We start from the raw sequence: 14,144 nt of genomic DNA on the forward strand, positions 1-14,144 counted from the left end.
AGTGGTAATACGTTGAAATGAAGGTTGGCTGAGAGATACTATCCACGTTGCAAAAAACATGAAGCGGCATGCTTTTTCAAAGTCACCTACATAAGCCGCCGCTTGAGTTCGCTCTCACTGTAGTATTCCTGCAACGACTTGACTTCCATCTCGTTACAGGCCCTTTTCTTGACCGCCCAGGCCAAGGCCTTGGCCCCGGAAAGCGTGGTCGTGTAAGGCAGCCCGTACAAGACCGCAGCCTGACGCAGTGCCGAGGAATCCTGGATGGTCTTCTTACCCGAAGAGGTGTTGATTACGAACTGGATCTCCCCGTTCTTGATGGCGTCGACCACATTGGGTCGCCCCTCATAGACCTTGTTCACCAATACGGTCTCAACCCCGTGCTCGCCCAGATAGGCCCGTGTTCCCCGGGTAGTCATGATTCTGAAACCGAGTTCGCTGAAAATCCGGGCCGGTTCCACGATCTCGGACTTGTCCTTGTCGTTCACAGAGATGAAGATGGTTCCCGAGGTCGGCGGAAAAACTCCCGCAGCCATAAGGCTCTTCATGTAGGCCAGACCTACCGAAGGATCGATGCCCATGACCTCGCCGGTGGAACGCATCTCGGGTCCGAGAATGACGTCCACGCCGGGAAAACGCTCAAAAGGAAGCACCGCCTCCTTGACCGAATAATAACCCCGTTTCCTGAGGGACCAGGGATCGAGGTCCTCGAGTTTCTCCCCGAGAAGCACCCTGGTGGCATACCGGGCCAGCGGCACGCCCGTGGCCTTGCTCACAAAGGGCACGGTCCGGGAGGCCCGTGGATTGACCTCGATGATATAGATCTTGTTGTCCTTGATGGCGAATTGAATGTTCATCAATCCGACAACGCCCAGCTCCCTGGCAAGGGCCTTGGTCTGCCGGCGGATCTCGTAGATGAATTCATCGTCAATGGTATGGGGCGGAAGCACGCAGGCCGAATCTCCGGAATGGATGCCCGCCTCTTCAATATGCTCCATGACCCCGGCGACATAACAATCCTTTCCGTCGCTCAGCGCGTCCACGTCCATCTCAATGGCATTTTCCAGAAACTTGTCCACCAGGATGGGATGTTCCGGTGAAACAACAACGGCCTCGCGAAAATAGGTTCTGAGCTCGCTCTCGTCATAAACGATTTCCATGGCCCGTCCGCCAAGAACATAGGAAGGACGGACAACCACCGGATAGGTAATCTTTTCGGCAATGGCCACGGCCTGTTCCACGGACATGGCGGTACCGTTTTCCGGCTGGAGCAGATCGAGCTTCTGGATCAACGCCTGAAAGCGTTCCCGATCCTCGGCCCGGTCAATACTGTCCGGCGAGGTCCCCAGGATGTGCACACCTGCACGGAGCAGAGGCACGGCGAGATTGAGGGGCGTCTGACCACCGAATTGGACAATCACACCGTCAGGCTGTTCCTGTTCCACGATGTTCAGGACGTCTTCCTGGGTCAGGGGCTCGAAATACAGACGATCCGAGGTATCGTAGTCCGTGCTTACGGTCTCGGGATTGGAATTGACCATGATCGATTCCACGCCCATCTCCTTCAAGGCATAGGAGGCGTGAACACAGCAGTAGTCGAACTCGATGCCCTGACCAATACGGTTAGGGCCGCCCCCGAGAATGACCACCTTCTTGCGGTCGCTGGGCCGGGCCTCGTTCTCCCGTTCATAGGTGGAATAAAAATACGGTGTATAGGCCTCGAACTCCGCCGAACAGGTATCCACCAGCTTATAGGTGGGCAGAATCCCGGCCTGTTTGCGCATCCTGCGGATGTCGTTTTCATCCTTTTTCCACAATGTCGCCAGCTGCCTGTCGGAAAAACCGTTCTTTTTGGCCTTTTTGAGAAGAGTCACAATGGCTTCGTTGTTTACGGACACATTGTGATCCAATCCCCCCTGCTTGATCTCTCGTTCCAGATCGATGATCTGGGAGATCTGATCCAGAAACCAGGGATCCACGGACGTGGCCTCGAAAATCTCCTCCTGGGTGATTCCCGACAGCAGGGCCGTTCGAATCTGATAGAGCCGGTTGGAATTCGGCTGACGCAGGGTGGCCAACTGCTCTTCCCTGTCCGGCCTGTCAGCGTAGTACTCCTTGCCCAGGCCCGGGAATCCGGTTTCCAGGGAGCGAACGCCCTTTTGCAAGGCCTCCTTGAAGGTTCGCCCAATGGCCATGGTCTCGCCCACGCTTTTCATGGCCGTTGTCAGATAATCCTTGGTCCCGGGAAATTTTTCAAAGGTAAAACGGGGGATCTTGATCACGCAGTAGTCAATGGCCGGTTCGAACGAGGCCATGGTCTCCCGGGTGATATCATTGGGCAGTTCGTCCAGGGTGTACCCGATGGCCAGCTTGGCAGCGATCTTGGCAATGGGAAATCCGGTGGCCTTGGATGCCAGGGCCGAGGACCGGGAGACACGCGGGTTCATTTCAATGACCATCATATCGCCGTTGGCCGGGTTCAGGGCGAATTGGACATTGGAACCACCGGTTTCCACCCCGATCTCGCGCATGATGGCCAAAGAGGCATCGCGCATCATCTGATATTCGTCGTCCGTCAATGTCTGGGCCGGCGCCACGGTGATGGAATCCCCGGTATGCACCCCCATGGGATCGAGATTTTCGATGGAACAAATGATCACGCAGTTGTCATTCTTGTCCCGCATGACCTCGAGCTCGTATTCCTTCCATCCGAGCAGGGATTCCTCGAGCATGACCTCGCTGGTCAGGCTGGCCGTGAGTCCATGGCTGGCAATGTCCTCGAGATCTTCTCTGTTGTAGGCGACACCGCCGCCTGTTCCGCCCAGGGTGTAGGCCGGGCGGACAATGAGAGGAAAGGAGAGCTTGCCCGCCCACTCCCGGACATCGTCCATGTTCCGGGCGATCCCGCTTTTGGGAACCTCCAACCCGATATTGTCCATGGCCTTGCGAAACTGCCGACGACTTTCGGCCTTTTGAATGACCGGCAACGAGGCGCCGATGAGTTCCACCCCATATTTGTCCAGGACGCCGTTTTGGGCAACGGCCACCGCGGTATTCAATCCGGTCTGGCCGCCCAGGGTGGGCAGCAGGGCATCGGGGCGTTCCTTGGCAATGATCCGGGCCACGATCTCCGGCTCGATGGGTTCCACATAGGTCCTGTCGGCCAGTTCGGGGTCGGTCATGATGGTCGCCGGATTGGAATTGACAAGGATAACCTCGTAGCCTTCCTCCTTGAGCGCCTTGATGGCCTGGGTCCCGGAGTAGTCGAACTCACAGGCCTGTCCGATGACAATAGGGCCGGAGCCGATAAGCATGATCTTGTGGATGTCTGTTCTTTTGGGCATGGGCTATTCGTGGGGGGATGGAGTGTAGAAAAGGGGTTTGACGCGTAAACGAAGCACGGACCGGGTGTATGCTATTAGCCCCTGACGGGCAAGGGATTTGAGGCAGGCTTCGCACCCGGATAACGGCAGCCCGGTCATCCTGGGCAGGGCCTCGCGGAAGGCGGCCAGATTATCCCGGGAATCCAGATACAGAAGCGTGGCCAGGACCAACTTTTCGTCCTGGGACAGATCGGGATTCCCGAGCACTGCCTTGCGGAAGCCCTCGGGAAGTTCAAGGAGCCGCTTCAGACCGGCTTCGTGAAAAAAGTCGTCCAGGGAAGACATGGGTCCTCGGTAGTGAGTATGCAGGGCACAGTACACAGTATGGAGTGCGCAGGATGCAGTACGCAGTGCGCAGTTTGGTTACGGACTATATGGATGTCGAGTCCTGAAAAAAAAGTTGTCATTTTTGGGGCTGATTTTTCGCCCCTCGTCGTCATCCCGGCTCCCGCCAGTTACAGATAAGGCCTGCCAACCCCACTGCGTTCGCTGAGCATTTTCTGCGCACTGTGTACTGCGCACTGCGCACTATTATAGTACTGCGCACTGCGTCCTTTTGCTACATGCTGCGCACTTTTTCTATCCTACGAAACCTTGCTTCCGCCAGGAACCTTCCTGCTCGGCCCCAGCAACGCGAGTCCTTCTTCGGTTCTGACCGCCAGGACCATGCCCTGGGAGACCACGCCCCGGAGTTTGCGGGGTTTCAGGTTGGCGACGACCACGACCTGTCTGCCGACCAGGTCCTCGGGTTTCCAGGATTCCGCCAATCCGCCCACCACCTGTCGGGGGTTCTCCTCTCCCAGATCGATGGTCATCAGGAGCAGCTTGTCCGTCTTTGGGACCGGCTCGGCCGCGACCACGGTTCCCACGCGCAGATCCACCTTCTGGAAATCCTCGAATTCGATAAATGCCTGCTCGTCCTTCTTCGTGGCGGATTTTTCCGGGGAAACCGTCTTTGCAGAACCGGCTTCCTCCTGATCCAGACGGAGCTCCTGACGTGGGAACACATTGGATTTTGCAGCCACCTCTGTTCCCGGAACCAGCCCGCTCCAATGCGTGGGTTCTCCGGCCAGATCAAGGGCCTTGAGATCAAAGGTGATCCCGAGCTGGGCAAGCATGGTCTCGCAGGCTTCCGGCATGACGGGCCACAGGTGCACGGCCACCTTGCGCATCCCTTCCAGCAGAACATACAGGACCGTTCCAAGCCGTTTGGTGTCCCCCTGTTTGGCCAGGGTCCACGGAGCCTGGGTGTCCACGTATTTGTTCAGGAAACGAACCAGTTCCCACAATGCGTCCAGGGACCTGGACACCTTGAACCGGGGAAAAAGCTCCTGAAAATTTTCCAGGGCATTGGTGCCCAGTTCGATGGCCTCCTGGTCGTCCTCGGTCAGCTCGCCGCACTCGGGAACCACGCTCTTGAAGTACTTCTTGGTCATGGACAGAACGCGGCTGAACAGGTTGCCCAGATCGTTGGCCAGATCGGCATTGAGACGACCGACCAGGGCCTCTTCGGAAAACGAGGCGTCCGATCCGAAGCGCATCTCCCGAAGCAGAAAATACCGGAAGGGATCGAGCCCGTATTTGGTGGCCATGGACAGGGGTTCGACCACATTGCCCAAACTCTTGGACATCTTGGTCTCATTCACGGTCCAGTACCCGTGCACCCGGAGGCCCTTGAAAAGGGGAATTCCTGCCGACATGAGCATGGTCGGCCAGAACACGGCATGGGGCTTCAGGATATCCTTGGCCACCAGATGATGGGCCCCGGGCCAGAACCGGGCGAATTTCTCTCCGTCCGGGTAGTCCAGGGAGGAGATGTAGTTGAGCAGCGCGTCGAACCAGACATAGGTGACAAAATTCTCGTCAAAGGGAAGTTCGATCCCCCAGGTCAATCGGGACTTGGGACGGGAGATGCACAGATCCCCCAGGTCTTCCTTGAGCATGGCCAGTACCTCGTTGCGGTACCGTTCCGGCTGGATGAATTCCGGGTGGGTCTCGATATGCTCCCTGAGTTGATCGAAATACTTGGCCATACGGAAAAAATAATTTTTTTCCTTGATGTAGGTGGGCTTGGTCAGGTGATCCGGACACATCCCGTCGACCAGTTCCTTTTCCGTGTAGAACCGCTCGCACCCGTAACAATAATGTCCGCCATACTCATGAAAATAGATATCCCCGTTGTCATAAACCTTCTGGAGAACCTTCTGGACGATCTTCTTGTGCCTGGAATCGGTTGTCCGGACAAAATAATCATTGGAAATGTTCAGCCTGGGCCACAGATCCCGAAACAACCCGCTGATATGGTCGGTGTATTCCTGGGGAGACTGGCCGTTCTTCTCGGCGGCCTGAACGATCTTGTCGCCGTGCTCGTCCGTACCGGTCAGAAAAAAGGTCGCGTCCCCTGCCAGACGATGGAACCGACTCTGGGCATCAGCGACAATAGTGGTATAACCGTGCCCTAGATGGGGCTTGGCATTGACATAATAGATGGGCGTCGAAAGAAAAAACGAATCCAAGGCCTATTCTCCTTGTTGGGTTGTTGCGTGAAAGGCTTATCTGAGGACCGGCTGTCCCTTCATGAAGAAGCAGTTGGTTTCTTTGGGCCGGATTTCTTGCGGGATCGCCGTTTACGGGAGGGTTTGCGTCGTTTGTTCGCCCCTTTGGGCGGGGCATCCGCCTTCTTGTTCGGATCCTGTTTTTGGGGAGGTTTCGGCTTGCCCGGCTTTTTCTTCTCCCCGGAACCACCTGAAGGACGAGGTCCTTTCTTGGGTTTTTTGGGAGGTCTGTCGCCGCGGTCCCTGGACCGTGCAGGTTTATCCGTGGACCGGGGTTTCCCTTCGGGGCTGATCTCTTCCTGCGCGACCGGCTGCTTGTCAACGTTCCGTTTACGTCGCTCTGGTTGTTCCGGGCGGCCGGATTCGGAAACCGGTTTGCCGGGTGGATGGGGGTGTCGGGTCACGGGTTTGCCGGTGACAATTTCCTGCCACTCATCCAGAGAGACCTCGCGTTCCTGGTTGTCTTCGGTCAGCACAACCACGGAATCCCGGAACATATTGCTGCGCAGAGTCTTCATGGGTCCCAGGGAGGTATTGAATTTTTTGCCCATCTTGGGAACCCGTTTCTGGAAATCCGCATAGCAGTCCTTTTCATAGGCCAGGCAGCAGAGCAGCCTGCCGCAGACACCGGAAATCTTGGCCGGATTCAGAAACAGATTCTGATCCTTGGCCATTTTGATGGTCACGGGCTCGAACTTGCGCAAAAACCGCCGACAGCAGCAGACCTGGCCGCAATTGCCCACAGCCCCGAGCATCTGGGTCTCGTGGCGCACCCCGATCTGGCGCAGCTCGATCCGGGTACGATAGGCCCGGACAAGATCCTTGACCAGTTCCCTGAAATCGATCCGCCCGGGCGCGGTGAAGTAGAAAACCATCTTGCTCCGGTCGAAATAGACATCCACATCGACCAGCTTCATCTCCAGCTTGTGGGAGACAATGCACTCACGGCAATGCTGGAAGGCCTCCCGGGCCAATTTTTCATTTTTTTCCCGTTCTCTGAGATCTTCCGGGGTGGCCAGCCGATAGATGGGTTTCAACGCATCCTCGGTCAGCTCCCCGGGAGGGGCTGACCGCTGGTCCACGACATTGCCCAGGCCAAGACCCTCTTCGGTCTTGACCAGAACCACATCTCCGGTCTTGACCACATAGGGTCGGGCGTCAAAATAATAGATCTGCCCCTGATCCCGGAACTTCACTCCTACGACATGCCCCATATATCACGATTCTCCGAGCAATCTCTTGGCGATAACCTTGGCGGCCCTGCGGCCGGCACCCATGGCCATGACCACCGTGGCCGATCCGGTCACGATGTCACCACCTGCAAAGACCATGGGAATGCTGGTCTCCCCGGTCTGGTCATCTCCCTCGATATAGCCCCATTTAGTCTGTTTCAATTCCGGAGTCGCGCCAAGCAACACCGGGTTGGGTCCTGTGCCCAGGGCGAGGATGGCAAGATCCACCGGCAGGACATAGGTTTCCCCTTCAATACAACACGGCCGGCACCGACCGCTCTCATCGGGTTCTCCCAGTTCCATCCGCTGCAGACGGATACCGGTCAGATTTCCCGTGTCATCTCCTTCAAAGGACAGAGGCTGGGCCAGACATTCCAGGCAGACCCCCTCTTCCAGGGCGTGCTCCAATTCTTCCCTGCGCGCAGGCATCTCGTTCTTGGTCCTGCGATAGACGATACTCACCTTTTCCGCACCCAGCCGAAGGGCTGTGCGGGCCGAATCCATGGCCACGTTGCCGCCGCCGAAAACGGCCACATGCCGTCCCCGGGGAACCGGGGTGTCATACTCGGGAAAACGGTATCCCTTCATCAGATTGACCCGGGTCAAAAATTCATTGGCCGAGTACACTCCGATCAGGGATTCCCCCGGGATGTTCAGAAATTTGGGCAGCCCGGCACCCACGCCGATGAAAACCGCCTTGTACCCCTGGGCAAAGAGATCATCGATGGTCACGGTCATCCCGCCGACCTGGTTGGTCACAAACTCCACACCCTGCATCTTGAGAAATTCCACCTCGGTATGCACAATGGACTTGGGGAGCCTGAATTCGGGAATCCCGTAGGTCAGTACCCCGCCCAGCTCGTGCAGTGCCTCGAACACAGTCACCTTGATCCCTTTGGCCGCCAGATAGCCGGCCACCGTCAGGCTGCTTGGTCCCGATCCAATGGCCGCGACCTTGATGTCCTCGCGAAGCATGGGACAATCGTCCCTGCCCGTGAGGGCGTCACACGGGTTCTCGGCATAATAGGAATCCGCAACAAACCGCTCCAGCCGACCAATAGCGATGGGTTTGCCCGTGGGGGCCAATTTGCAATGCCCTTCACACTGGTGTTCCTGGGGGCAGACCCGTCCGCACACAGCGGGCAGGCTGTTGGTTTCCTTGATAACTCCATAAGCCGTTTCAATATCTCCCTGGGAAACGGCCCGGATGAACGCCTTGCAGTCGACCTCCACCGGACAGCCGCTCTGGCAGGTCGGGTTTTTGCATTGCAGACAGCGCGCGGCCTCCATCATGGCCTGCTCACGGGTGTAGCCCAGGGCCACTTCATTGAAATTGGTGCACCGAACCCGGGGATCCTGCATGGGCATGTCAACGCGTGGTTGGATTTTGCTCTTTTTAGCCATGGCATTCACAATAGGTTTTGTAGGAGTCCTGCTCCTGTTCGCGAAATGAACCCAACCGCCGCATCAACTCCTCAAAATCCACACTATGGGCGTCGAATTCCGGTCCGTCCACACAGGCAAAGCGCGTCTTTCCCCCAACGGTCACCCTGCATGCCCCGCACATACCTATGCCGTCAACCATAATCGGGTTCAGGCTGACAATGGTCCTGACCTTGAACGGACGGGTGGTCTCGGCAACGGCACGCATCATGGGCACGGGCCCCACACCGACCACCTCGCCCACATCCGGATCACTTTCCAGACGTCGGGCCAAAACCTCGGTGACAAACCCCTTGTGCCCATAACTGCCGTCATCCGTGGCAATCAGAACCTCGTCGCAAAAGGAACCGAGTTCCTCTTCAAAGAGCAACAGGTCCTTGCTCCGTGCGCCGATGATGGCCACCACCCTGTTTCCTGCCCCGTGGTGCCCCTTGGCGATATGGTGCATGGCCGCAATGCCGGTACCTCCGCCCACGCAGATGACCGTACCGACCTTGTCCAACCGGGTGGGCTTGCCCAGGGGGCCGCAGAGATCGAGGATCGCATCGCCCTGGACCAGTTTTTCGAGCATAGCCGTGGTCTTGCCGAGAACCATGTACACGATGGTGATGGTGCCGGCCTCGGGATCGGTATCGGCGATGGTCAGGGGAATGCGTTCTCCCTCGGGCGAAAGCCGCAGGACGACGAAATTGCCGGGCCGGGCCTTCACGGCGATATCCGGGGCGTCAATGACCATTTCACTCACCCTGCCCGGGATGAGTCCCTTTTTTTTGACGATCGTGCTTGGCATATGTTCTCCTGCGGCTGTCTTTTTTCCCTTTCTCCCGAAAAAACACGACTTCGGAATGATCGGTATTCTCATTGCATAGCAAAAAAGTTGCACTGTCGACTTGTCAAAACGCCGTCAACATCGTATCTGTAAAGCAACCTTTAGACAATGGTTGCAACCCGACACGGTGAACGGATGCGTACCCCCCCGGCATATCAGACGCAAGCCCTGACCTTTCCCCCTTCCGGATCCCTTGAATCACGGAAAAGTCAGGAAGAAAACATGGAAAGATCTCTTTCCGTGCGTCTGGGCAAGTTCGGGATCACCTACACCACCCAGGAAGGTTCGTCCGATCAGGCTTCCTCACGGAAGGAAGTATCCTCTCGGCCGACAACCAGCTTTGCCCAGGAATTCTCGCTGGCCCTGGCCAGGGAGTCCGGGTCGACCCCCTCCCTTTCAAGCCGGTCCTACCAGGGTTCCCAGAAGCCCAATCGCCTTGCCCAGAACCAGGCATTCCAGGCCTATACCTTTCAGGCCGATTATCAGGCAGCGGTCTCGACGCCGAGTTTCTCCGCCATGGTCTAGCTGCAGGCATGGCCTGCAGCTAGGCAACAATCCCTCTTCACGAACCATCACCATACAAGGGGCGATACCAGAACTCCCCATGGCAACCTTGGTCTCATCCAGGGACCTGAAATGTCCTTGCTGGGACTCTCCCGCCGAACCCGCTTTCATGCTGCGCCCACAAGCTCCTTGAGCCTGGCAAATGCCGTGTCGATACCCTGGGCATTGGTCCCCCCGGCCTGGGCCAGATCCGGGCGACCGCCACCGCCACCGTGTATCTCGGCGGCAACGGGTTTGATCAGCCCCGGTGCGGTGAACCGGTCGTGCAGATTCCTGCCCACAAAAAGAAGCAGGATGACCTTTTCCCCGATCTCAGCAGTCAGACCGATCACCCCGTCGGTCAGCTTGGACCGCAGATCATCCATCAAAGTTCGCAGGGCGTTCACGTCCTGGGCCTCGGTCCTCAACGTCAAAACCTTGACCCCGCCGATTTCCTCGACCCCCTGGATCAGATCTTTACCCTGGGAGGCCAGCAGCTTTTCCTGCAGGGATTTGTTTTCCCGGTTCAGCTCCTTGACCTGCCCCTTGAGGGCCCGAACCCTGGTCATCAATTCACCGGACTGGCTCTTGAGCTCATGGGCGACCTCGTCGTGCTCGGCCCTGAGTTCCTTCCAATGTGCAAGGGCGTCCCATCCGGTCAGGGCCTCGATGCGGCGCACACCCGAGGCAATGCCCGATTCCGAAAGGATGCAAAAGCTCCCCGCCTGACCCGTGGACCGAAGATGGGTTCCCCCACACAATTCCGTGGAAACCCCGGGCACTTCGACCACCCGGACCTGTTCTTCATACTTTTCGCCGAACAGGGCCATGGCGTCCTTGGCCCGGGCCTCTTCCAAAGACATGACCTGGGTGGTCAGGCTCACATTGGCCAGGATGGAGGCATTGACCTCGTCCTCGACCCGGCCGATCTCATCCGGGGTCATGGGAGCGATATGGGTGAAATCAAACCGCAACCGCTTGGACGTGACCAGGGAGCCCGACTGTTTGACATGTTTGCCAAGTACCTTCTGCAGGGCAGCCTGGAGCAGATGGGTGCAGGTGTGGTTGCGGGCCGTTGCAATCCGCACCCCTTCCTCCACCGTGAGTCCGGCCTCCTGATCCAGGGAGATGGCGCCTTCGCTGACGACCACTTCGTGAACCACCAGCTGGGGAGAGGGTTTGAGGGTATTCACCACCTGCGCCGTACCCGTGGGGGTGACCAGGGAGCCCGTGTCCCCAACCTGGCCGCCTGATTCCCCATAGAACGGGGTCTGTGCGGTGAGGACATATCCTTTGGCCTCCCGGGCAAGCTGATCCACATTCTGTCCCTTGTCGTCGAGAAGGGTCACGATCCGGCTCTCCGCACACAGGGTGTCATAGCCCACGAACCGGGTCTGCATGCCCGCCTCAAGAAGCCTGACAAACCGGGCAGCAACGTCCTTCTCGCCGGACCCTGACCAGGCCTCCTTGGATTTGCGTTTTTGTTCGGCCATAAAGGCGTTGAACCCGGCCTCATCTACGGACATGGACTGTTTTTCAGCGACATCGTTGACGATATCCAGGGGAAATCCATAGGTATCGTACAACTTGAAGGCCACTTCTCCGGACAGGACCTGTTTTCCCGCGTCCCTGAGCTGTTCCATCTCCTGCTCCAGGATGGCCAGCCCCTTGTCCAGGGTCTGGCTGAAACGGTCCTCCTCCTTCTTGATCACCGAGACCATGAAATCCTGATTGTCCCGGAGCTCGGAAAAGAAATCGCCCATCTCTTTGACCACGGTCCGGGCCTGTTCATACAAAAAGGGTTCCTGCATGCCCATGAGACGCCCGAATCTGAAGGCCCGGCGGATGAGACGCCTCAGAACATATCCGCGCCCCTCGTTGGAGGGAAGGATCCCGTCGGCGATCAGGAAGGCCATGGCCCGGCTGTGGTCGGCAATGACCCGCAGGGCGGTATCCGTGTCAGCGGACTCCCCGTACTTCACCCCGGCACGTTCGGCCATGGAGCTGATCAGGGAAGTGAACAGATCCGTGTCAAAATTGGAATACACCCCCTGGCACACGGCCGTGATCCGCTCCAGCCCCATGCCCGTGTCGATGCTCGGTCTGGGCAGGGGGGTCATGACCCCGGATTCGTCCCGGTTGAACTGCATGAAGACCAGATTCCAGATTTCCAGGAACCGGTCGCAATCACATCTGCCGATCCCGCAATCAGGACCGCAGGCCATGTGCTCGCCCTGGTCGATGTGCAGCTCGGAACACGGCCCGCAGGGGCCGGTATCGCCCATGGACCAGAAATTGTCCTTTTCCCCGAGTCGGTAGATGCGAGACTCCGGCAGTCCGGCCACCTTTTTCCACAGCTCAAAGGCCTCGTCATCGTCATTGTACACTGTGGCATACAATTTTTCCTTGGGCAGGCCGAGCTCCTTGGTGATGAATTCCCAGGCAAAGGCGATGGCCTCTTCCTTGAAATAATCTCCAAACGAAAAATTCCCCAGCATTTCAAAAAAGGTATGATGCCTGGCCGTACGACCCACATTTTCCAGATCGTTATGCTTACCGCCCACACGCAGACACTTCTGGGAAGTTGTGGCCCGGGAGTAGTCCCGCTTCTCCTGTCCCTGAAAAATCTTCTTGAACTGAACCATACCCGCGTTGGTAAAAAGCAGGGACGGGTCGTCCCGGGGGATGAGCGAGGAACTCGGCTGACGCGAATGACCTTTATTTTCAAAATAGTTAAGAAATTTTTCGCGGATCTCTGCAGCGGTTATCACAACGGATTCTCCTTGATGATTCTGAAATACTATCTATTCAGCAACTGTTCGGGTCGAAAAGTAGCTGCTCGAACTGTCTAATATCCAAGAATAAATTTGAACAATATCCAATGAATTGAAGAAATAAGAAAATTTAAGAAATTGAATACACGCAGTATAATTGTTTATACTTTCTGAAATATCTTCAATGTGAAATTCTGATTTTTTACAATAGTCAGCTGAATAGTTACCCTATTCACCGCCATGCCTTGACTGGGACAGCCGGCTGTCCCAGTCGGCCTCGCCTTGCACGTCTTTTTCGAGAAACAGACGGCTATTCCCCTTCTTCCGGAACAGCGGCTTCCTCGACTTCAGGATCCTTGACCCCGAGCTTGATGAGCAGGGCGTCTTCGATCTGCTGCCGGATATCCGTATTCTCCTGCAAAAAGGCCCGGACGTTTTCCTTTCCCTGTCCCAGCCGCTCGGACCCGAAGGCGAACCAGGATCCGCTCTTGTCGACCACATTGTAATCCACTCCCAGATCCAGGATTTCGCCTTCTCTGGATATGCCCTGACCATAGAGAATGTCATACTGGGCCTCCCTGAAGGGCGGAGCGACCTTGTTCTTGACAACCTTGACCCGGACACGGTTGCCATAAACCTCATCCTTGTCCTTGAGCGTCTGAATCTTGCGGATATCCAACCGGATGGATGCGTAAAATTTCAGTGCGTTACCACCCGGTGTCGTTTCCGGGCTGCCGTATCCCATCATCCCGATCTTCATGCGGATCTGATTGATGAAGATAATCGAGGTCATGGATCGATGAATGGTCCCGGTCAGTTTGCGCATGGCGTGAGACATGAGCCGGGCCTGACCGCCGACCTGGGTTTCCCCCATGCTTCCCTCGAGTTCCGCCTGAGGGATGAGCGCGGCCACCGAATCCACGACCACCACATCCACGCCGCCTGATCGAACCAGCAGATCCGCGATCTCCAGGGCCTGCTCCCCGTAATCGGGCTGGGACACGACCAATTCGTCCGTATTCACACCCAGCCGTTTCGCATACCCCACATCAAGGGCATGTTCCGCATCAATAAACGCGGCCGTTCCCCCCTGTTTCTGGGCCTCGGCAATCAGATGGAGGGCCTGGGTGGTTTTACCCGAAGATTCAGGACCATAGATTTCGATGACCCGGCCACGGGGAATCCCGCCAATGCCCAGAGCCAGATCCAGACCGATGGAACCGCTCGGGATGGCCGGAATGACCTGATGTGGCGTATCGGCCAACCGCATGGCCGCTCCCCGGCCGAACTTGCGCTCGATGGTGGTAATGGCCGTATCCAGGGCCTCTTTCTTTGATTGATCGGGAGGATTGCTTGTGGTCTTGCGAGCCATAGGGTTACTCCAT

General features: G+C 57.1%; 9 protein-coding genes. 1 reads left to right on the plus strand and 8 read right to left on the minus strand.

From position 1 onward, the window contains the following. Positions 1-86: 86 nt before the first annotated feature. The 6 genes from carB to ACTVJH_RS08460 form a co-directional block, all read right to left on the minus strand. The gene (gene carB, locus ACTVJH_RS08435; RefSeq protein WP_455989408.1) at positions 87-3,344 is read right to left on the minus strand and encodes a carbamoyl-phosphate synthase large subunit; all 3,258 of its coding nucleotides are present in this window, start codon (positions 3,342-3,344) and stop codon (positions 87-89) included. Between the two features lie 3 nt (positions 3,345-3,347). Next, complete coding sequence (locus ACTVJH_RS08440; protein WP_455989410.1) at positions 3,348-3,668, minus strand: hypothetical protein; 321 nt, start codon at positions 3,666-3,668, stop codon at positions 3,348-3,350. A 299-nt stretch (positions 3,669-3,967) separates the two neighbouring features. After that, a complete protein-coding gene (metG, locus tag ACTVJH_RS08445) occupies positions 3,968-5,899 on the minus strand; it encodes a methionine--tRNA ligase (protein WP_455989412.1) in 1,932 nt (643 codons plus the stop codon). 59 nt (positions 5,900-5,958) lie between these two features. Further along, a complete protein-coding gene (locus tag ACTVJH_RS08450; RefSeq protein ID WP_455989414.1) occupies positions 5,959-7,152 on the minus strand; it encodes a PSP1 domain-containing protein in 1,194 nt (397 codons plus the stop codon). A 3-nt stretch (positions 7,153-7,155) separates the two neighbouring features. Next, positions 7,156-8,574, minus strand: a complete 1,419-nt coding sequence (gene gltA, locus ACTVJH_RS08455; protein WP_455989416.1) for an NADPH-dependent glutamate synthase — start codon at positions 8,572-8,574, stop codon at positions 7,156-7,158. After that, on the minus strand, positions 8,567-9,403 hold the full coding sequence (locus ACTVJH_RS08460) for a sulfide/dihydroorotate dehydrogenase-like FAD/NAD-binding protein (protein ID WP_455989418.1): 837 nt from the start codon (positions 9,401-9,403) through the stop codon (positions 8,567-8,569). The genes gltA and ACTVJH_RS08460 overlap by 8 nt, the downstream gene beginning before the upstream one ends. Before the next feature lie 261 nt (positions 9,404-9,664). Here ACTVJH_RS08460 and ACTVJH_RS08465 point away from each other — a divergent pair, with 261 nt between their 5' ends. Next, complete coding sequence (locus tag ACTVJH_RS08465; RefSeq protein ID WP_455989420.1) at positions 9,665-9,967, plus strand: hypothetical protein; 303 nt, start codon at positions 9,665-9,667, stop codon at positions 9,965-9,967. Positions 9,968-10,113: 146 nt separating this feature from the next. Here the strand turns inward: ACTVJH_RS08465 and alaS are convergent, their stop codons facing one another. Together alaS and recA are read right to left on the minus strand one after the other, a co-directional pair. Beyond that, positions 10,114-12,756 (minus strand): alanine--tRNA ligase, encoded by a 2,643-nt coding sequence (gene alaS, locus ACTVJH_RS08470; protein ID WP_455989422.1) that lies wholly within the window; start codon positions 12,754-12,756, stop codon positions 10,114-10,116. Positions 12,757-13,069: 313 nt separating this feature from the next. After that, on the minus strand, positions 13,070-14,131 hold the full coding sequence (gene recA, locus ACTVJH_RS08475) for a recombinase RecA (protein ID WP_455989428.1): 1,062 nt from the start codon (positions 14,129-14,131) through the stop codon (positions 13,070-13,072). Between the last annotated feature and the right edge of the window lie 13 nt (positions 14,132-14,144).

It is taken from the genome of Desulfoplanes sp. PS50, from assembly GCF_053851535.1.